The sequence below is a fragment of the Nitrospira sp. Vd2 genome (assembly GCF_979581665.1).
The window spans coordinates 19,475-38,034 of sequence record NZ_CEFZSK010000014.1; the positions used below are offsets into that span (position 1 = coordinate 19,475).

Genomic DNA, 18,560 nt, shown 5'->3' on the forward strand with positions numbered 1-18,560 from the left:
GATGGGCAAGCGGGCAGCATCACCACGGCATTGCGAGCGCCGGCTGCGCGCCGTTCACTCTCTCCTGTGAATCTCGAGCGGACCTTGCGTGTCGAGGATGTCGACGTGCACGAACCCTTGCGCCTTCCGCTCGAATTTCACGCTACAGATCGCTTGCCCGACACGAAGCTGACGGACCTCGACGGTTTCCACGAACGCGGGCAGCCGGGGGCGGACGATCTCGAGACGATGCTCAAAGGCGTTGGGAGTCAGGCCCAACAGAGACTGCAGCATATAGGGCAGCGCGCCGGCCGCCCAGGCTTGCGGATGACAGGCGACCGGATAGGCGATGGGACGATGAAACGTGCTTCGGTCAAAACCACCGAACAGTTCCGGGAGCTGGGAGTCCTTAAAGTACTGCGAAGCCTGCGTCATACCCGAAAACACTTCGAGGGCGGGACCGTCGAACCCGTAGCGGCGTAGGCCAGCCACAATAAGAGAATTATCGTGCGGCCACACTGTCCCGACATGATAGCCCAGAGGGTTGTAGGCTTGCTCCCCTGCCGACAATGTCCGAATCCCCCATCCGGTGAACATCTCGCGCGCCATCAGACGGTCGGCCACCGCTCCACTGAGCTCGTCATCGGCAATCCCCGCCCATAAGGCCTGTCCGGCGTTCGAGGCAATGACGGCAGCCTGTCGTCCGCCGCTCTGAAGAGCCAAGGCGTAACATTGGCGTTCCGGCATCCAAAAGTCGCGGTTGAACGGCTCTCGCAGTCGCTCCGCTTCCGTTCGGAGTCGTGCCGCCCGTTCTTGATCACCGGCACGGTGAAACAGGGCCGCCATGCTGAGCTTCGCCCGATAGGCATAGCCTTGAACCTCGACCAAGGCCACCGGCGCTGTCACCGCACTCCCATCCTGATTCACGATCGCATTTCCGGAATCCTTCCATCCCTGATTGACCAAGCCTTGACTCGACGCGCTGCGATAGGCGACATACTGCGTCCCGTGCGCATCGCCATAGACATCCATCCATTCGAGCGCATGTTCGATGTGATCCCGAAGCTCCTTGAACAGGAACAGCTCACCGGTCCACACGGCATGCTGGCCGACGAGGATCAGAAAGAGGAGCGTCGCGTCGACGGACCCGTAGTACGGCGTATGCGGGACCAATCCAAGCCGCGCCGCTTCACCGATACGAAGTTCGTGCAGGATCTTGCCCGGCTCCTCGTCGCGCCAAGCATCGAGCCGCGTGCCTTGATATTGCGCGAGCAGGCGCAAGGTCTGCGCCGCGATGTCCGGATCGTACGCGAGGGTTTGCAAGCTCGTGATCAAGCTGTCGCGGCCGAATAAGGTCGCAAACCACGGGATCCCGGCGGAAAAGAATTCGTCCCCGCGAATCCGGCTTCGCAACATGAGCAGATCCCGGAAGGACCGATCCAGTGCACGCTGCAGCACCAGATTGTCTGTGGACACGCGGGCAATGGATTTCAGCCATCGTTCGGCGTCCGCTTCCAGCTTTGATTGGTGATCGACGAGATTGGGTCGACGATGCACCTGCGGCTCCACTTGTCGTCGATCGGAAGACTCGCTCAACACCACATCCAGATGGAGGCGTTGTACGCCTCGCGGCGGGAGCTGGATGTGGAACTCCACCGTGGTGCCGTTCACCGCGTGAGGGACGGGGTCGAACTGAATGGAGACGCTTCGGTACAGATGATCCGTTCCCGCATAGACGAATCCTAGAATCTCATCACGCCAGCCGGGAGGCTCCCGCCGGCCGGTGGGGTCGGACAACAACCCACGGACAACGAACACGTCCTCGAAGGAGGCCTCAAACGTCAACGACACGGTGAAGTCGACCGGCCGACCACTGTAGTTATGAAAGAACAATTGATCATGCAGGGCCGGCGTCCCCCCGTGGAGCAGCCGGTGCCAGTCCACGGCGATTTCCTCTTGGGCCAATACCGTCCCGTTCATCATCTGCATCTCGGGATTCGCCAGTTGAAGCGTGGCCGTGTATCCCGCCTCCGCCGTCCCGCCCAGCCCATGGGGCACCAGGCGGCCGAGCCTCAACTCGTACCCGTTGAGATAGCGGCAATCGTGGTAATAGAGCCCGAGCCCGTGGCCGTTCCCGATAGGGATTTGGCCATCGGCTTGCGTGACGAGAAAAATGTCCTGCTCTTTCATGACGACGGCGTCCGCGAGGCTCGCAGCAGCCGCCGGTCTCGCTTTGGTCAGTACACGTTCTTTTCGAGACGGAGCGGGCTCGACGGGTTGTTTGTGCCGGCAGGACTGTGCGAGCAGCAGCGGGAGGCCCAGCCATGCCCGATGGGCCAGCACGGCGAGGAACGTTCTGCGCGAAATAGGCCAGCTCATCCCTAGAGCCGCCGTCGCGGCGGCCATCCTTTTCCACCATCACCGGGAAGGTGCGTGAGGAGGCTTCACTGTCGAGCACATTCCGATCGTGGCGGTTCTTTTCTCATCCACCACTTCAACCAAAAGGGGCGGCTGGCGTTGTGGGCCGGTCACTTGTGCAGTATTTTTCACCCGCCCACCCCGGCACGTCGAGACGTGCCTTTCCCGGGCGAGCACCTTCCGAAGTGTGCAGCCTGCGAGCACCCCTTCCACTTCCTTTTCCACTCCTACCGGGGAGGCGCCTGAGGAGGCTTCACAGCGCGCGTCCAACGAGCACCTTCTGAGTGTGCGCGTTGCGCGAGCACAAAGCCTCCTCAGGCGCCTCCCCGCCCTCACCAGTTCCATTCCGCCGGCACGCCGGCCCACCAGGCATCGGGTTTCGCACGGCGCCAGGCGGCCTGCTGCTTCCACAACGTTTCGGTGCGCGCTTGATCGAGCCGCGCGGCCATGGCGGCGGTGACATCCGATTGACGCCGGACGCTGCCTTGAATCAGTTCCTTGGCGATGCGCGCCAACACTTCCGGAGGATCGACCAGATCCTGCGGCCCCTGAAAAGTGAGATTCACGTACAGTTGCTCGATGCCGATCCAGCGATCATGCGAGGCGAGATGATCCAGGTAGCCGTCGATGGCGTGAAAGACATAGGTGAGGTAGACGTAGCTGTCGGCCGACGGCGACTCCTTCACCTCATCCAGGCACGCCTCGAGCGCGCGCCGATAGTCGGCGGCGGCGAGGAATGTCTTCGCGCGCTTCAGATGATCATGGGTCGGCTCACCGGCCATCGGAGCCGTGGGCAGGACCCACACCGCCGCGGCGACGATGGCGGCAACAACCGGGAAGGACCGGGACCTCGGCATCGAGCTCACGTATATTTTTGCACGGTGGAGGAGACAGTGGCGCGATTGGGAAAGTGCGCCGCGGCCAATTTTTCGATGACGACCTGGCCGTCCATTCGAAGAACCCGGACGCTGACGTCCTGTGGGTGTCGCTGGAATACGATATCGATGGTGGCCTTCCCCACGCGGAGGTTGTCGATGCGGACCTCTCGCAGGAACTCCGGCAAAATCGGGTTCGTCAGACGAATGCGTTCTTCCGCCCCGTGAATGGAGAGCCCGAGACACGCTTGCAGGAGCAGAAACACCGCACCGGACGCCCACGCTTGCGGCGCACAGGCCACGGGATAGAGGGTCGGGCCTTCCCCCGGACGGCGGATGAACCCACAAAAGAGTTCCGGAAGACGATGCAGATCGACGAAGAGTGACGCGTCGAACAGCCCCGTGAGAATCTTGACCACGGGTTCCTTCAGGCCGTAGCGTGCCATGCCCCAGGCGATGAGTGCATTGTCATGCGGCCATACCGAGCCGTTGTGATAGGACATCGGGTTATACCGGACCTCGGACGACCCCAGTGTGCGGATCCCCCATCCTGAAAACATGTCTTCCCGCAGAAGCGTCTCGGCGGTTTGCAGCGCGTGGTCGGGGCTCGCGATTCCCGTCAGCAGGCAGTGCCCCGCATTCGAGGCCCGAACGCGGCACGGCTGCTTGTGTCCATCGAGCGCCAGCACGTATGTCGACAGTTCGCTGGACCAAAACACCTGCTCGAACCGCTGCTGGAGCTCGTCGGCCTTTCGCCACAACTCAGCGGCGTAATCCGGCTTCCCGAGCGCAAGCGCAATCTGCGCCGCCATCCGCCGAGCCGCGAACACGTAGCCTTGCACCTCGCAGAGAGCGATCGGCGGCTCCGCCAGCACGCCGTCCGCGTAAAACACCGAATCGGCCGAATCCTTCCAGCCTTGCTGGGCGAGCCCTTTCGAAGAATGCCGCGCATATTCGACGAACCCGTCGCGGTCGATATCGCCGTAGGTATCGATCCATTTGAGACAGAGTTCGATGTTCGGCCAGATCGAGCGAACAAAGCCGAGCTCGCCCGTACGTTCCAAATAGGCGCCGGCCAGGACGACGAAGAGCGGGGTGGAATCCACACTGCCGTAGTAGCGGCCGAAAGGAATCTCGCCGAGCGCCGCCATCTCGCCGCTTCGAGCTTCGTGAAGAATCTTCCCCGGCTCGGCGTCCTGCTCGGGGATTACCTCCGTCGCCTGTGTGGCGGCTAAGTACGATAACACCCCGCGCGCCATGTCCGGATTCGTCCACAGACACTCCAACGCCGTAATGATGCCATCTCGCCCGAACGGCGTGCTGAACCACGGAACCCCGGCATAGGGATACGGTCCCTGATTCGTCCCGGTCACCATCATCTGCAAATCGGCGACCGAGCGATTCAGCCAGTCGTTGAATCCTTCATTCGAGGCGGTAATGTGGCAGACCTGCGTTTTCGACTCGTACAGCACCTTGCTCGCTTCCGAGAGCGCGTGCTGGTAGGACACACGCCGATAGGCTTCCTGTGACGACTCGCAGGTGATGGTCAGAAAGACCGTCACGTCGCCTTTTGCCGCCAGCGCCGCCTCGAAATACGCTTCCGACCCAAACACCCGCGAGGGGGCGGGGCTGCACTCCAGCTTGGTGCGCCGCGTGACACCGTCCAACCCCTCGTACACCATCAGGATCGTCCCGCCCTGAATGACGTCTTCATGCCGGCGCCCTCGTTGAGGTCGCTTCATGCCCCGGACTTCGAAAATGTCCGCAAAGTCGGCCTCGAACTTCAGCGAGAATCCCAGGTTGATCGGCACCAGTCCATAATTGAGCAGGCGGAGCCGTTCGTAGCACCGGCCTTGCCACAGGAACATCGTGCGTGAAATGTGCAGCGTCCCGCGCGGGACGGGGACATCGGCGGTCGCATAGGTATCGGGGTTCGTCAGATCGACCGCCAGCAGCGCGTTGTCGTCTTTCACCGTGGAGCTCAAGAGCAGCGGGCGTAGCTTGCCGAGGCGCAACTCCAAGCGTGACAAGTATCGCGTGCCTTCGTGATAGATGCCTTGGACGCCCTGCCCGACCGTTCGAATGTCCCCGTGTCGGTCGAACACCGCAAACGTGTCGCCCTGTTTCAAGACGCGCGTGCGATCGTCCGCCATCGAGGAGGTCGACAGGATATAGAATTGATCGTTCACCCGGATGACCTCGTCGACCGCCGCTTCGTGTTCACCTGGCATCATAAGAAGACCTATGAGAGAGAAGGTTGGTTCGAACGTTCATTGCCGGAACGCATCAGGGTCGGAGAGTAGGGAGCACGGCGTTTCTTGTCAAGGTAGGAACGGCCCGAGCGGTTCAGAACGCGCAGTCGTTCGCTTCCCGTAGGGCGACGGCCATGGCAGCGCGCGCTCATTGAACAGCAACGGTTGGAGGAGATACTTCACGATCTGCGTGCCGAAGTTCTCCGTAGTGCCGATCCCGGTCAACGTCAGCATGAAATTATACTGGACCCGGTCGGGAAACTGGATATAGTAGAACGCCAGCGACCAACACTCGCACGGATTACGATAGAGCGCGACCAGGTCGGTTTCCGGGTTCCTCCCGTTCCTGAAGTCGTAATAGGTCCGCCCGCCGAACGCCGTGTTCCACGGACCCCGAAACGCGGCCGAGATCGTCGCAAACGTCAACTCCGGGGTGGGCGCGTAGACTTCATTGAATGAAATGGGATTCCAAATGTCGCCGCGCCGCGGCCGCAGCCCTTCGCGCGTATGGCGTTGTCCCACCTCGACATACCAATTCCGTTCGTATTGAAACCTCAGATCGGTATTGAACTGACTGAACATGTTCCGATACGGGTCGTAGAAGGCGTCGATCGTCAGGACGTGGTCGATCATGCGGAGCATCCCGACGGGATTGCCGATCACCGACCGCAGCCAAATATCCGAGAATTTGTTCGTATGGACGGGGACGGCCGGCAACTGCAGCGGCTGGGTGACCGTGCCGAATTGCGGCGGGACACCGAAGTCGATCGCGCGGTTCGGTGTGCTGCCGGGATGGTAGCTTTGCGCGATCGTGAAGTCGAGCCAGCTCGTCGTTCCGCTCGGCGCCGACCGGATCAGTCGACTCGTCAACGAATACGTGACGAGATTCTTCTCGATGAGATCGTCGACGTTGTCGATCTGAACGATCTCGCTCTGCGGTGTCCGTGGCACGTATTCATAGATGACGTTGGGCTCGATCGTATGAAGGAAGCTTCCGCCGTCCTCCGACCGATACCGGCGGACCAGCCGAGAGGCGCCCTGCATGCTCGCCCAAAACGTCTCGCGATGCACCGAGCCGGTATCGGTGAGGTTGTGGGTGTAGTAGACCTCGCGCAATTTGACCTGGGGCGTAAAATTGACCATTCGTCCGAGATTGATGGGCATCGTACCAATCGACGGCACCACGTCGAAGCGGTCCTGATTGAACCCCTGCTGCCGATAGAAGTTGCTGATGGCGGTGTCTAATCCCAGCAAGACGGGGCCGCTGAACGGCGCATAGTTGTAGACCTGATAGCCGACCTCCGGTAATCGCTGGAACGTGTCGACCCCGCCAGACACCAACGGCTGGAAGTATTGCCCAAGGAGGTAGACATTTCCGTACGGGACACGCTGCGTGATCATGAGGTTGGAGTCGCCGCTCGGGAGCGCGCGCTGCACGCCGGAGTTGCTGAGGTCGTTCAGATAATTGGGATCGGTGACGAGAAAGGCCTGGCCCGCGATCCGGAGCGACGGATTGACTTCCTGATAATGCAATCCGCTGAAGAGCGCGCGCGGCTTGTTCACTTTGATGTCGTCGATGAAACTCATCAACCACTGCCCGCGCGAGCGCGAATTGATCGCATACCGGTATTCCAAATCACCGCCGTACCCGCGATTGCTGAGGAAGTCCGGCGTGATGATCATGTCCTGGCTCGGGTTGATCGCCCAGAAGAAGCTCTGGCGGTAATGGAAGCCGAACCGGTTGTCGTAGCCGACCGTCGGGATCAGGAACCCGGTCTTCCGATAGGTTTGAATCGGGTAGAACATCGTCGGAAACGGAATGAGCGGATGGTCGTTCACGCACATCCAGGCGGACCTTGCATAGACGCCTTCACCGATATTGAGATCCAGGTCTTTGAACGTGAAGCGCCAGGCCGGCACTTCGCCGTACTGCGCATCGCAATTCGTGAAGCTCCCCTCCTTCGCGCGGTAATGGTTCTCCGAGAATCGTTGGAGGAGTCGACCCGTGACGAGGGTGTCGGAGTCCTTGATGAAAATTTGCCCATTGGTCACGACACCGGCTTCCGTATTGACATCCAGCTCGATCCGCTCGCCCTGAATCTCAGACGTGGGATCGGTCATACGGACGTGGCCCTCCGCGATCGCCGTCCCGGTCAGCATGAAGAGCGTGACGCGATCCGCAGTCAGTCGGATCGGCCCTTGGACAATCACGACCGACCCTTCGGCCTCGTAGACGTCGACGTTTTGCAAATATTGAATGTGGTCGGCTTTGATATCGAGCGGCGCCCCGGTCGCCGGCTTGACCGCGACGGAGGAGCCGGCTGACGAGGGTTCAGGGGCGGGAGCAGGAGACGGCGTGGTCGACGGCGCCGCGACAGCCGAGCCAAGAAGGGTGACCGTGAACAGAAGCGAGAGGAATGGACCGATCGACAGCCCGGATCGACGACCCATCATCCACGAAGGAGAGACACTTCACATCCCCGTAGAAGAGCTTTCACCTCCCCCACCAACATCAGGGAGCCGGTCGCACAAACCACATCGACAGGACGGGCCGCTCGGCGGGCGATGAGCAGGGCTTCGGCAACGCTCGGGGCCGGACGGACAACCGGCGGCCACACCACCGGCGTGGCGAGGATTTCGTCGACGGTTGCGGAACGAGCCATCGGCACCGTGGTCAGGATCACTTCATCCGCGACGGGGAGGAGTACCTTCAAGAATCCCTCGCGATCTTTGTCACGCATGAAGGCGAGCACGAGAATGACTCGTGCGTTGGGATTCTCCGATCGGACGCCCCTGAGGTATTCGGCGACCGCCAATGCAGCCGCGGGGTTGTGCGCGCCGTCCAAGAGTAGCCGGGGTCGCTGCTCCACCACTTCAAGGCGGCCTTCCCACCGGACAGTCTTCATTCCGTGGCGAATCGCCTCTTCGGACGCGGGGAAGGACTGCGAGACCGCTTCAACGAGCGCAAGCGCGCAGCCGGCGTTTTCCAATTGATGATGACCGGCCAAAGACGTCCGCAAGCCGCGATACGACCGCGAGCGGCTGCGATACGTGAAGTCGACGGCCGGATCTCCCGTGCATTGAAAATCGCAGCCCCACCTGAGGACCGGTGCTTCCCGTGCTTCGGCGACCGACCGGATCACGGCCCATGCGTCGCGGGTCACATGACCCACCACGACCGGCACGCGCGCTTTCATGATCCCGGCCTTCTCGCTTGCGATGGCCGGAATCGTCGATCCCAAGTGGGCTTGGTGGTCCAACGCAATCGTCGTAATGGCCGTCGCGATCGGTTGAACAACGTTGGTGGCATCGAAGCGGCCCCCCATCCCGACTTCGATCACGGCGATGTCCACCCGCGCGTCGGCGAAATGGTCGAACGCCATGGCCGTCGTGAATTCGAAAAACGTGGGATCGAGATCGCCCGCCATCGCGGCCCGGACGCGTTCGGTCAGCACGACCAGCGCCTCCTCCGGCATCAGTTCTCCGTCGACCCGGATGCGTTCACGAAAATCGACCAGGTGCGGAGAGGTATAGAGCCCGACGCGATAGCCGGCGGCCTGGAGCACGGCTGCCGTCATGGCCGCCGTGGAGCCCTTGCCGTTCGTGCCGGCGATGTGAATCGTCGGATACCGACGGTGCGGATCACCGAGACGCGCGAGGAGGCACTCGGCGGTGTCCAGGCCGAGCTTGACGCCGTGTTTCTGGAGGGCAAACAAGAAGGCGAGTGACTGGGCGTAGGTCATGCGCAACGATCGGCACGGAGACTGAACTCTGTCATGGCGGGTGGATGCCGGTGAGTCAGCGCCGTGAACCGGCTCTCCTACAGATGGCTCAATAGGCTGCTCAAGGCCTCTTTGAGATGTTTGCGCTCGACGATCATATCGATCATCCCATGCTCGCGGAGAAACTCCGCGCGCTGAAATTCGTCGGGGAGCTGCTGCTTGATCGTCTGCTCGATGACCCGCGGGCCGGCGAAACCGATCAACGCCTTGGGCTCCGCGATGATGACGTCGCCCAACATCGCGATACTGGCCGTCACGCCGCCGAATGTGGGGTCCGCCAGGATCGAAATGAACGGGACCCGTGCTTCGCCGAGCTTTGCCACCGCCGCGGACGTCTTCGCCATTTGCATCAATGACAGAATGCCCTCCTGCATCCGAGCGCCGCCCGATGTCGTGACGAGCACCAGCGGCGCCCGCATCTCTTGCGCGCGCTCCGCAGCGCGGCAAAATTTTTCACCGACCACAGAGCCCATGCTCCCGCCCATGAACCCGAAGTCGAAGACCGCCAAGATGACCCGCCGGCCATTGACGGCCGCCTCACCGGTGACAAGCGCGTCCTTGCGGCCCGTCTTGTCCTGCTGCGCTTTCAACCGCTCGCGATACGACCGGCTGTCGACGAACTGGAGCGGGTCCTGGGGCTCGAGCGCGGCATCCCACTCCTTGAAGGTTCCAAGGTCGGTCAGCAAGGCAATGCGTTCGGAGACCGAAATGGGGAAATGATAATCACACTTTGGGCATACCTTGTTGTTGCGATCGACTTCCTTTCGATAGACGATCTCCCGGCAGTGGTTGCACTTCAACCACATGCCTTCGACGGATTTTGATCGCGTCGGCGGCGGTTGCCCGGCTCCCTTTTGTTTCTTAAACCACGCCATGGAACTCCACGTTGTGCTTGCCGGGAGCGAAAGCTCTCGCATGCTGAGAGCGGCCACAAGAATAGCATAGCTCTCGCTCTTTTCCTATTCTCTTACGGAGCAGTGCCTAACGCCGAGGGATAAAACGATGGGCTGCTAGGAGAGCGGATGACCGAGCCCCGTGCGGAGCATAATCAACAGACCGAGGCCGATGCTGAGAGCGCAGGCGCCGCCTTGAACCGCGAGCTGCGCGCGGCGACCGAATAGAGCGGATGACAGCGGCACGCTCAGCAGCACGGCGACGAGCGCCATCCCGACAATCGAGCCGAGCCCGAAGACGAGAATATAGGTCGCAGTGGCCGCGAAGGATTTGACCGAAGACAGAATCATCAGCATCAGCGCGGCAGACCCCGCCAAGCCGTGCACCATGCCGACGAGCAGCGGTCGCATCGATCGCTCGACCCAATGCACGTGATTATGATCGGCGCCAACATCGTGACGGTGCAGATGTATGTGCCCCGCGCCGTCATGCTGGTGTCGATGCAGATGCCAGTGGTCCTTCCACAGTGACCGCGCAAGCGAAGAGCCGAGCATCACGAGCATGATACCGACGACGAACTCGAACATGCGGGCGAGGGGCTCGGGAATGGTCACGTCGAGCGCCACTACCACCAACCCCACCAACAGCAGCATCGCCGTATGTCCGATACCCCACCAGACACCGATAAAGCTCGATGTGCGAAGACCAGGGCGCTTGCTGAGTAAGGTGGAGACGGCGGCCAGGTGGTCCGCATCGAAGGCATGACGGACGCCCAGGAGAAATCCCAGGCCGAGCATGGACATCACTTCAACGGGCGACATGGCGGTACGACATCCGGCGGTCGGGCGAAGGAGGGAGAGTCGCCGGGATTGGCGAGAGCGTGATCATCCCCCGCGCGCGTGCATTTCGAGGTGCGGGTCTTCCCGAAGCCGTTCGATATCGATCAATCGACCGCGTGCGCCAACTTGCTCGAGTTCCTTACGCTCCTCGGCGCCACGGTTCGTGCGCCCGGCCCAGATGGAACGCATCAGCGCAAGCAGCTCTTCACGACTGGCGCCTGATCTGAGTGGCCCGCGCAGATCGATCCCTTCCTTGGCGTAGAGACACAAATACCAGAGGCCGTCCGCGGTCAACCGGCTGCGATCGCAAGAAGTACAGAAGGGTACGGTCGTCGACGAGATGATGCCGAAGGTCGCGCCGTCGGGAAGCAGGAAACGCTGCGCGGGAGCGGAGGTGTGTTCGATAATCGGCTCGACCGACCCGTAATGCTCGGCGAGCGCGCGAAGGATCGCGGCGCGCGACAGCACCTTCTCCATCGACCAGTCGTTCGCTCCACCCACATCCATGTACTCGATGAACCGCACTTCCGCCCCGACGCGCTTCCCGTATTCGATTAGGTCGACCAATTCATCGTCGTTGAACCCACGAATCACCACGGTATCCAGCTTCAAATTCGGGAAGCCGAGACGTACCACCGTTTCGATGCCGTCGAACACACGCTCGAAGTTGTCGCGACGAGTCAACGCGCGAAACCGATCGGGCCGTAGCGTATCGAGGCTCACCGTCACGCGGTGCAGGCCGGCGTCGTAGAGGGGCTGCGCTTCCTCCGCGAGGAGAATCCCATTGGTCGTGAGGGCAAGGTCCGTAATCCGCCGATTCTTTGTCAGCAGCCGGATCAGGCGAGGAAGGTCACGGCGGAGCAAGGGTTCCCCGCCGGTCAACCGAACCTTATCGACGCCGAGTTCCGTGAACAGGCCCGTGAGTTGATCGATCTCTTCGAACGAAAGGAGCGTCTCACGCGGGAGCCAGGTGTACTCCTCTTCGGGCATGCAATACTGACAGCGGAGGTTACAACGATCCGTAACGGAGATGCGAAGACTGCGGAGGGGGCGACCGAGGGTATCGACGATCGCGGAGGCCGACTCCGAGTCGGGCAGCGGATTCACGGGTGCTCCTCGACCCAGACCTGGCCTTCGGGCGTCTGTTCCAGTTTCCAAATCGGGGTGATTTGTTTCAGCTCATCAATGCACCACTTGCACGCTTTAAAAGCATCGGCCCGATGCTCCGCGCCCACGATGATCAGCACGATGTTCTCACCGATGGCGATAGGACCGTAGCGATGCACGATGAGGACTTCCAAGATATCGAAATCCTTGAGCGCACGCTCCCGAATTTCCCGCAATTTCTTCTGCGCCATCCCCTCGTAGTGCTCGAAGGTAATGCCGCTGACCGCATGGCCTTTCGACCAATCACGCGCTGTGCCCAAGAACGTCACGATCCCGCCAATTCGGGTCGAACGAGAACGCACGCGGTCCAGTTCGGCATCGATCGAGAAATTTTCGCGCTGCACGCGAACCAGTAGCGCTTCATCGGAGAGCACGGCGCCTTTGCTCTGCTCCGGTTCCGGCCCACCGCCTGCGAACGGGGGCAGCAGCGCCACCTCGTCTCCCTCCCGGAGCTCGGTCGCCTCGTGGGCGATCTCCTGATTGACGGAAACCAGGACCTTCTTCTTTTGGATCAGTTCCCCGACCTGCGGGTACCGGGCACTGATCGCGTCGACCAAATCTCTCACCTGCCGGCCACCGTTCAGCGCGCAGGTCAGGTCGCCTTGATTGTTCGTCAATGTCTTGATCAGACCGAATAATTTGATTTGGACGATCATCGGCGTGTCAGCTTCTCAGGTAGTGGCCGGATTTGCCGCCGCTCTTGCTTAAGAGGTACGTGTCGGTGAAACTGATGGCCTTATCGACGGCTTTACACATATCGTAGACGGTGAGCGCGGCGACGGACACGGCGGTCATCGCTTCCATTTCGACACCGGTGGGGCCGGTCGTCTTGGCGGTCGCCGTGATGGTAATGGAGCAGAGTCCGTTACGGTCCGGTTGCGGGTCTTCTTTGAATGCGATGTCCACACTGGTCAGCATTACGGGGTGGCACATCGGAACCAAATCCGGCGTCCGCTTCGCACCCATGACGCCTGCAACTTGCGCCACCGCAAGCACGTCGCCCTTTGCAATTTTGCCTTGTTGAATCAACGCGAGTGTTTCGGGCTTCAGTAACACGCGGGATTGCGCGGTAGCGACGCGCTCGGTGGCCGCCTTCGCACTGACATCCACCATGCGGGCACGACCCGATTCGTTGAAGTGAGTAAAGTCCGCCATGTCCTTGTTCAACGACGGCTTGCACCCCGTGATGGCTAGTCGCGATTATAGGAGGGGCAAAAAAACCAAGTCAAGGAGATGAGTTACTTCCGCTTCGACTGCGCGGCACGGAGCCGCTTGGCCCGGCTCAACGCACGCTTGAGCTGCATCAGTTGTCGCCGGGTGTGCGCGCTTTGCGCTTGAAGGTCCGCCATTTGGCGCTTGGCCAGATCGATTTCTTGTTTGTGGAGATGCGCCCACTCGGCTCGGGTCAGATTTTCACCCTCGCCGGTTTTTTGCCCTCGCTTGATCCGATGTTCCAGTGTTTCACGCAACCGCTTCTGTCGCATTTGCAACAGGGACTTCAAGGCCCGTTGACGGAGCAGCATCTCGAATTCTTCCTGCGATCCCTCACGATAATTCTTCGGAAACATGGTGCTCCTCGCTGGATGTAACGGAAATATCGAGGAAATGATTGTACCTCAGATGGTCCTCCCGCTTCTAGGGGGGCGCCACAAAAGATTGTGCCTTGACGGAGCGAAAGCCGATCCATGAGAATACCGAGGGTGGACGGCCAGATTGTTATAGAACACATTGAATTTTTATGTAATATCGGCGTCACTGCCGACGAGAGACGGGTGCGGCAGCCGGTCGGCGTGGACCTTGAGCTGGATTATCCACCCGAATGGCTTGCGGCGGCGACCTCGAGCGACCGCATCGAAAATGCCGTGGATTATTCCAAGATTGTGCAGCGGGTCGTCGACGTCGGGAGCGGAGGCGAGCACCAGCTGATCGAGCGGCTCGCCGATCAATTAATACAGGTAATTTTTTCAGAATTCCCAGTGACCGCCGCCAGCATTTGGGTTCGCAAGCTTGCCCCTCCCCTTTCTGCCGTCCGACAATCGGTTGGTATCAAGCTGTCGAACAGCAAGCGATCGTCCGCAAATCCCTCGGACCTCCTCATCCAATACGCGCCTCTATTGCAGAAAGGCCTCGCTCTCGACGTGGCAGCAGGACGCGGGCGCAATGCTCTCTATTTGGCGGAATGCGGGTATACCGTCGATGCCATCGATCGTGACCGGGCTGCACTGGACGAATTGATGAAAAGCGCCACAGAGCGTGGATTGACGACCGTCACACCGGTTGCCATCGATCTCGAAGGCGGGCACGGCCCCATCGCTTTTCCGCGATCACCGTACGATCTCATTGCCGTCTTCTTCTATCTGTACCGCCCGCTCTTTCCAGCCTTGATTGCCGCGCTTGCGCCCGGCGGACTCCTCTTCTACGAGACGTTCTTGATCGACAACCACGAACGGCATGGTCACCCCCGTCGCCGCGAGTTCTGCCTGGCACACAACGAATTGCTCCGCCTTGCTCAGGGACTCCGGGTTGTGTCATATGAGGAGGGCGAACGCCGAAATGGCGGCAATGCAGCGTCAATCTGGACGGCTCGTTTGGTGGCCAAGAAAGAATGCTAATGGCGCGCCTCGATCTTCATCTCCATACCACGCGCTCGGACGGCAGCCTGCCTCCAGCGGCCGTTGTCGCATTAGCCAAGAAGGCGAACGTAACGGCACTTGCCATCACCGATCACGATACCGTGGATGGGATTGCGGAAGCCCTTGCAGCGGGACGCGAGCTAGAGATCGAAGTGATTCCGGGCATCGAGATCAGCTCCAGGTGGGAAGGGCTTGAACTTCATATTCTTGGCTATTTCATCGACTGGCACGATCCGGTGTTACTCGATCGGCTCACACGGTATCGCGCAACACGGCATGATCGGAACCCGCGGATAATCGCCCGTCTCAACGAGCTAGGGCTGGCCGTAACGTACGACGAGGTCCGTCAACTGGCGGGAACGGAATCGATCGGCCGACCTCATATCGCGCGCGTCTTGATCGAGAAGGGCTATGTGAGCTCGGCAAAGGAGGCGTTCGATCGCTACCTGGCCGATGGCGCCCCCGCGTACGTGCCCAGGTCCCTTCCAGATCCCGCTGAAGCGATCGCGTTGATCCGGGGAGCCGGCGGTGTTCCGGTGCTGGCGCATCCCTCCTGGATCGACCGGGGTAACGGGATGGTCGATCTCTGCCGTCACCTCAAGGAGACCGGGCTTGCAGGCATCGAAGTGCACTATAGTACTCACCGTCCCGAGCAAACGAGTCAGTATCTGAACCTCGCACGACAGTTGGATTTGCTCGTCACCGGCGGAAGCGACTTTCACGGCGTGACGAAACCCGATATCGAGGTCGGAATCGGCCGCGGGCAGTTGCACGTCCCCGAAAAACTACTCGAGCCACTGAAGAAAGCCGCCGGGCGCGCCTGACCGTCCTGCGCGCTGTGTCCGCGCAGCAAATTGGATTCACCTTCCAGAAGGAGGTAGCCAGCCATGCGACCCAAACTCACGCTCGTGGTCGTCGCTCTCACGCTTTGGTTCATGAACAGCCCGTCATCCGACGCTTCGGCTAGCGAGTGCTCGACCGATGATCGCCTCCAACTCGCCCGAGCCGGCTATACGAAAGCGGACATCGAGGCGCTCTGTGCAGTGCCGTCCGCGCTCTCCGCTCCTGCTCAGCCGTGGGGCATCTTGGCCGGCGAAGGGCAAGCCGGCTGGGTGCAGTGGTGTGTGACGCCACAAGGCCGCTGCCCGCTCAACCCCATGCTGCTGCCGTACCAACGAGGATTCCCGTGCAATTGCTACATGCCGTGGGGGTTTTACGGCGGCGTCTCGGAGTGACGGGATCATCAGACGAGACGACTTCCCGGCGGGCGGCCGGCTACTTCGCGTTCACCGCGATAGACACAGCCGGTCGTGCACGTCTCCTGCACGATGATTGTCGACAAGGATGGAAGCGCCGGTTTCAGTCGCTCCCAGATCCACGTCGCCAGCACTTCGCTCGTCGGATTTTCAAGTCCCGGGATGTCGTTCAAATACCGGTGATCGAGCTGATCGTGGATCGGCTGGAACACCTTCTTGATATCGTCGAAGTCGACGATCCACCCGGTCGGTTGCTGCACCGGTCCCGTCACGTACACGTGTACCCGAAAGGAGTGACCGTGGAGTCGCGCGCACTTGTGGTCGGCCGGCACATGAGGCAATCGATGGGCCGCTTCAAATGAGAATTCCTTGAAGATCTCCATCTTCGTTTTAGCTCATGTCCCGGCAACCGCGATCTAGTCACCGACGTTCGCTACAGCGGCACACGGGCCACCACGCTTGGCGCCGAGCAAGGTTGAAGCCCACCCTAGTCTTCGTTTTAGCTCATGTCCCGGCAACCGCGATCTAGTCCCCGGCATTCGCTACAGCGGCACACGGGCCATCGCGCTTGACGCCGAGCGAGGTTGAAGCCCTCAAACATTCTTAGCATAGCCAGAGGCAGCGGCAATCGTTCGCCCGGCGCAGCAGTGATGATGCCTGCCCAAGCGGATCAAGATAGGGTGCGTTCGGAGCGCACGGTGCCTGAGGGATGTTTGGGTCGATTCAGATAGGAATAGGTAAGAAGCGTCGTGACGAATATCGCCCAACTCACGCCGATGTAGATGACATTGGAAATGAACACGTGTGAATGTCGCGAAGCCGCCGGAATTTTCCCATAGCCGAGCGTGATGAGGCTGATCATCACAATGACCGCTGTCAGGTGCACCCCGGCATACGGGAGCGGCCTTAGACGGCGGCTCAGGTTCAACGCCAAGATAGCGGTGGCGGCGCACACGACGCCGATCAGCATGGCGACGTAGGCTTCGTACATGCATACCTCGTAGGAGAATCGCAACCGGCCCGGCGGATAGTAACGAAAACGCCGGAGCGATACAAGAGCCGTCTCTTAGCTCATTGACCGGCAGCGGCGCACATCGTCCGACGTTCGCTACCCCGGTTCGCACGCCATGACGTTCCAGGCCGAAAAAGGTCGAAGCAGTTCTTAGCTCATTGACCGGCAATGACATGCGGTCCTCCGACATTCGCTACCCGGTTCACGTGCTATGACGCTCCCACACCAAAAGTGGTCGAAGCCCTCCTAGCTCATTAATCGGCAGCGGCACACCTCGTCCGACGTTCGCTACTCTGGTTCGCGTGCCACCACGGTCCAGCCCGAAAGTGGTTGCAGCCCTTTGATTATGGTCGTGAAGGAGAGGACGCCTGAAAACGGCGGAATGGGTTGCTCGAAGCTAGTTCTCCGGCGCTTCGACGATGTGGTTCTCGAACCGGGTGCAGCCTTCGGCCAGTAACCGATTGGTCAACATCTCACCGGGCCATTCGATCGGCAGATCGGCCGTGAACACCCACACGTCGGGGGATGTCCAGATGGGGCCGTGGTCTTCGGGAAGTTCGGGATCAAAGAGGTCCGTCCAAATCGGCATGTAGACGCCGTTGCCGCACTGCGTATGGAGGTGGACGATCGTCCGGCTGCGGACGGCCGGATCGAGGTCGCGCCAGACCGCGACCGTTTCATCCGCCAGCCGATGCAACCGCACGGCGTTTTGCGCGTCGAACATCGCATAGGCGGCATAGACCGGTGCTTCAATCATATGGGGCGCGGCCGCGAGTTCGGGGCACTGGCCCACCAATCCTTTGAGCAGGGCTTCACGGTCATCTTCCTCGACGCTGTCGGGTAGGCCGGAATCAGGCGAGCCGATCAATTCGAACATCAAATACGCCGTCGATTCCACGGGCGGATGCAGACGGGCCGCGATGGGCTGGCGCCGTTGTGAATCCGCAATCGAGGAGATGTGCGCGTTCAGCTCATGCAAGGTCAGCAAGTCGAGGGTCGCGTCGGTCAGGAGCCGCGGCTCCACGGTCACCACCGTGCCGGTGGAGAGGTGCAGATGCTTGTGCAACAGGTCGGCCGTCGCGACCGGATCGATCTTCAGCCGCAACAGATGCGTGAGGTTGGCCTGCAGCGGCAACTCGAGCGCCGCCATGATGGCATACGTGGGCCTGTCCTCGGGTCCCGCGTCCTCGTGCTCGATCGCGACCGAACACGCGGCCTCGGCGACCAGATCGAACATCCATTCGGCCATCTCCTCGTCGAGCGCCGCGAGCACCGTCAACAGATCATGTTCGCGGTCCTGCTCCAGAAACGCCTGGAGCGTTTCGACGGCCGCATCCGCATCTCCATGGTCATGGCGCCGGGCATTGATGAGATGGATCAGATCGCGCGTCAACGGATCAGGCCGACACCAGTTCGACATGTTCACTTCCTCCGTACTTCACGAGGTGCTGCG

17 protein-coding genes are annotated in these 18,560 nt (G+C 60.9%); 3 read left to right on the forward strand and 14 right to left on the reverse strand.

The window, feature by feature from the left end:
* Positions 1–54: 54 nt before the first annotated feature.
* The 11 genes from AC1U7K_RS07615 to AC1U7K_RS07665 form a co-directional block, all read right to left on the reverse strand.
* A complete protein-coding gene (locus AC1U7K_RS07615; protein ID WP_480250460.1) occupies positions 55–2,385 on the reverse strand; it encodes an amylo-alpha-1,6-glucosidase in 2,331 nt (776 codons plus the stop codon).
* A gap of 344 nt (positions 2,386–2,729) precedes the next feature.
* The gene (locus tag AC1U7K_RS07620; protein ID WP_480250461.1) at positions 2,730–3,254 is read right to left on the reverse strand and encodes a hypothetical protein; all 525 of its coding nucleotides are present in this window, start codon (positions 3,252–3,254) and stop codon (positions 2,730–2,732) included.
* Positions 3,255–3,259: 5 nt separating this feature from the next.
* On the reverse strand, positions 3,260–5,506 hold the full coding sequence (locus AC1U7K_RS07625) for an amylo-alpha-1,6-glucosidase (RefSeq protein ID WP_480250462.1): 2,247 nt from the start codon (positions 5,504–5,506) through the stop codon (positions 3,260–3,262).
* A gap of 87 nt (positions 5,507–5,593) precedes the next feature.
* Positions 5,594–7,978, reverse strand: a complete 2,385-nt coding sequence (locus tag AC1U7K_RS07630) for an LPS-assembly protein LptD (RefSeq protein ID WP_480250463.1) — start codon at positions 7,976–7,978, stop codon at positions 5,594–5,596.
* The gene (locus AC1U7K_RS07635) at positions 7,975–9,267 is read right to left on the reverse strand and encodes a bifunctional folylpolyglutamate synthase/dihydrofolate synthase (protein WP_480250464.1); all 1,293 of its coding nucleotides are present in this window, start codon (positions 9,265–9,267) and stop codon (positions 7,975–7,977) included. The genes AC1U7K_RS07630 and AC1U7K_RS07635 overlap by 4 nt, the downstream gene beginning before the upstream one ends.
* Before the next feature lie 77 nt (positions 9,268–9,344).
* Positions 9,345–10,181 carry an acetyl-CoA carboxylase, carboxyltransferase subunit beta gene (accD, locus tag AC1U7K_RS07640; RefSeq protein WP_480250465.1) on the reverse strand — a complete coding sequence of 279 codons (837 nt, stop codon included), beginning with the start codon at positions 10,179–10,181 and terminating at the stop codon, positions 9,345–9,347.
* Positions 10,182–10,316: 135 nt separating this feature from the next.
* The gene (locus AC1U7K_RS07645) at positions 10,317–11,021 is read right to left on the reverse strand and encodes a HoxN/HupN/NixA family nickel/cobalt transporter (RefSeq protein WP_480250466.1); all 705 of its coding nucleotides are present in this window, start codon (positions 11,019–11,021) and stop codon (positions 10,317–10,319) included.
* Between the two features lie 63 nt (positions 11,022–11,084).
* Positions 11,085–12,146 carry a GTP 3',8-cyclase MoaA gene (gene moaA, locus AC1U7K_RS07650; RefSeq protein WP_480250467.1) on the reverse strand — a complete coding sequence of 354 codons (1,062 nt, stop codon included), beginning with the start codon at positions 12,144–12,146 and terminating at the stop codon, positions 11,085–11,087.
* Complete coding sequence (locus tag AC1U7K_RS07655) at positions 12,143–12,862, reverse strand: molybdenum cofactor biosynthesis protein (protein WP_480250468.1); 720 nt, start codon at positions 12,860–12,862, stop codon at positions 12,143–12,145. The genes moaA and AC1U7K_RS07655 overlap by 4 nt, the downstream gene beginning before the upstream one ends.
* Positions 12,863–12,869: 7 nt before the next feature.
* Positions 12,870–13,361, reverse strand: coding sequence for a cyclic pyranopterin monophosphate synthase MoaC (moaC, locus tag AC1U7K_RS07660; protein ID WP_480250510.1), 492 nt, complete (start codon positions 13,359–13,361; stop codon positions 12,870–12,872).
* 83 nt (positions 13,362–13,444) lie between these two features.
* Complete coding sequence (locus AC1U7K_RS07665) at positions 13,445–13,774, reverse strand: hypothetical protein (RefSeq protein WP_480250470.1); 330 nt, start codon at positions 13,772–13,774, stop codon at positions 13,445–13,447.
* A gap of 117 nt (positions 13,775–13,891) precedes the next feature.
* Between AC1U7K_RS07665 and folB the strand changes: the two genes are divergently transcribed.
* The 3 genes from folB to AC1U7K_RS07680 all read left to right on the forward strand — a co-directional run bounded on the left by folB (position 13,892) and on the right by AC1U7K_RS07680 (position 16,074).
* Positions 13,892–14,818 (forward strand): dihydroneopterin aldolase, encoded by a 927-nt coding sequence (folB, locus tag AC1U7K_RS07670; RefSeq protein WP_480250471.1) that lies wholly within the window; start codon positions 13,892–13,894, stop codon positions 14,816–14,818.
* Entirely contained in the window at positions 14,818–15,663 is an 846-nt protein-coding gene (locus AC1U7K_RS07675; protein ID WP_480250472.1) for a PHP domain-containing protein, read from the forward strand. Before folB ends, AC1U7K_RS07675 begins: the two co-directional genes overlap by 1 nt.
* 63 nt (positions 15,664–15,726) lie before the next feature.
* On the forward strand, positions 15,727–16,074 hold the full coding sequence (locus AC1U7K_RS07680) for a hypothetical protein (protein WP_480250473.1): 348 nt from the start codon (positions 15,727–15,729) through the stop codon (positions 16,072–16,074).
* Between the two features lie 8 nt (positions 16,075–16,082).
* Here the strand turns inward: AC1U7K_RS07680 and queD are convergent, their stop codons facing one another.
* The 3 genes from queD to AC1U7K_RS07695 all read right to left on the reverse strand — a co-directional run bounded on the left by queD (position 16,083) and on the right by AC1U7K_RS07695 (position 18,527).
* The gene (gene queD, locus AC1U7K_RS07685) at positions 16,083–16,478 is read right to left on the reverse strand and encodes a 6-carboxytetrahydropterin synthase QueD (protein WP_480250474.1); all 396 of its coding nucleotides are present in this window, start codon (positions 16,476–16,478) and stop codon (positions 16,083–16,085) included.
* Positions 16,479–16,765: 287 nt separating this feature from the next.
* Positions 16,766–17,086 carry a hypothetical protein gene (locus AC1U7K_RS07690; protein ID WP_480250475.1) on the reverse strand — a complete coding sequence of 107 codons (321 nt, stop codon included), beginning with the start codon at positions 17,084–17,086 and terminating at the stop codon, positions 16,766–16,768.
* A gap of 418 nt (positions 17,087–17,504) precedes the next feature.
* Complete coding sequence (locus AC1U7K_RS07695; protein WP_480250477.1) at positions 17,505–18,527, reverse strand: hypothetical protein; 1,023 nt, start codon at positions 18,525–18,527, stop codon at positions 17,505–17,507.
* Positions 18,528–18,560: the final 33 nt, after the last annotated feature.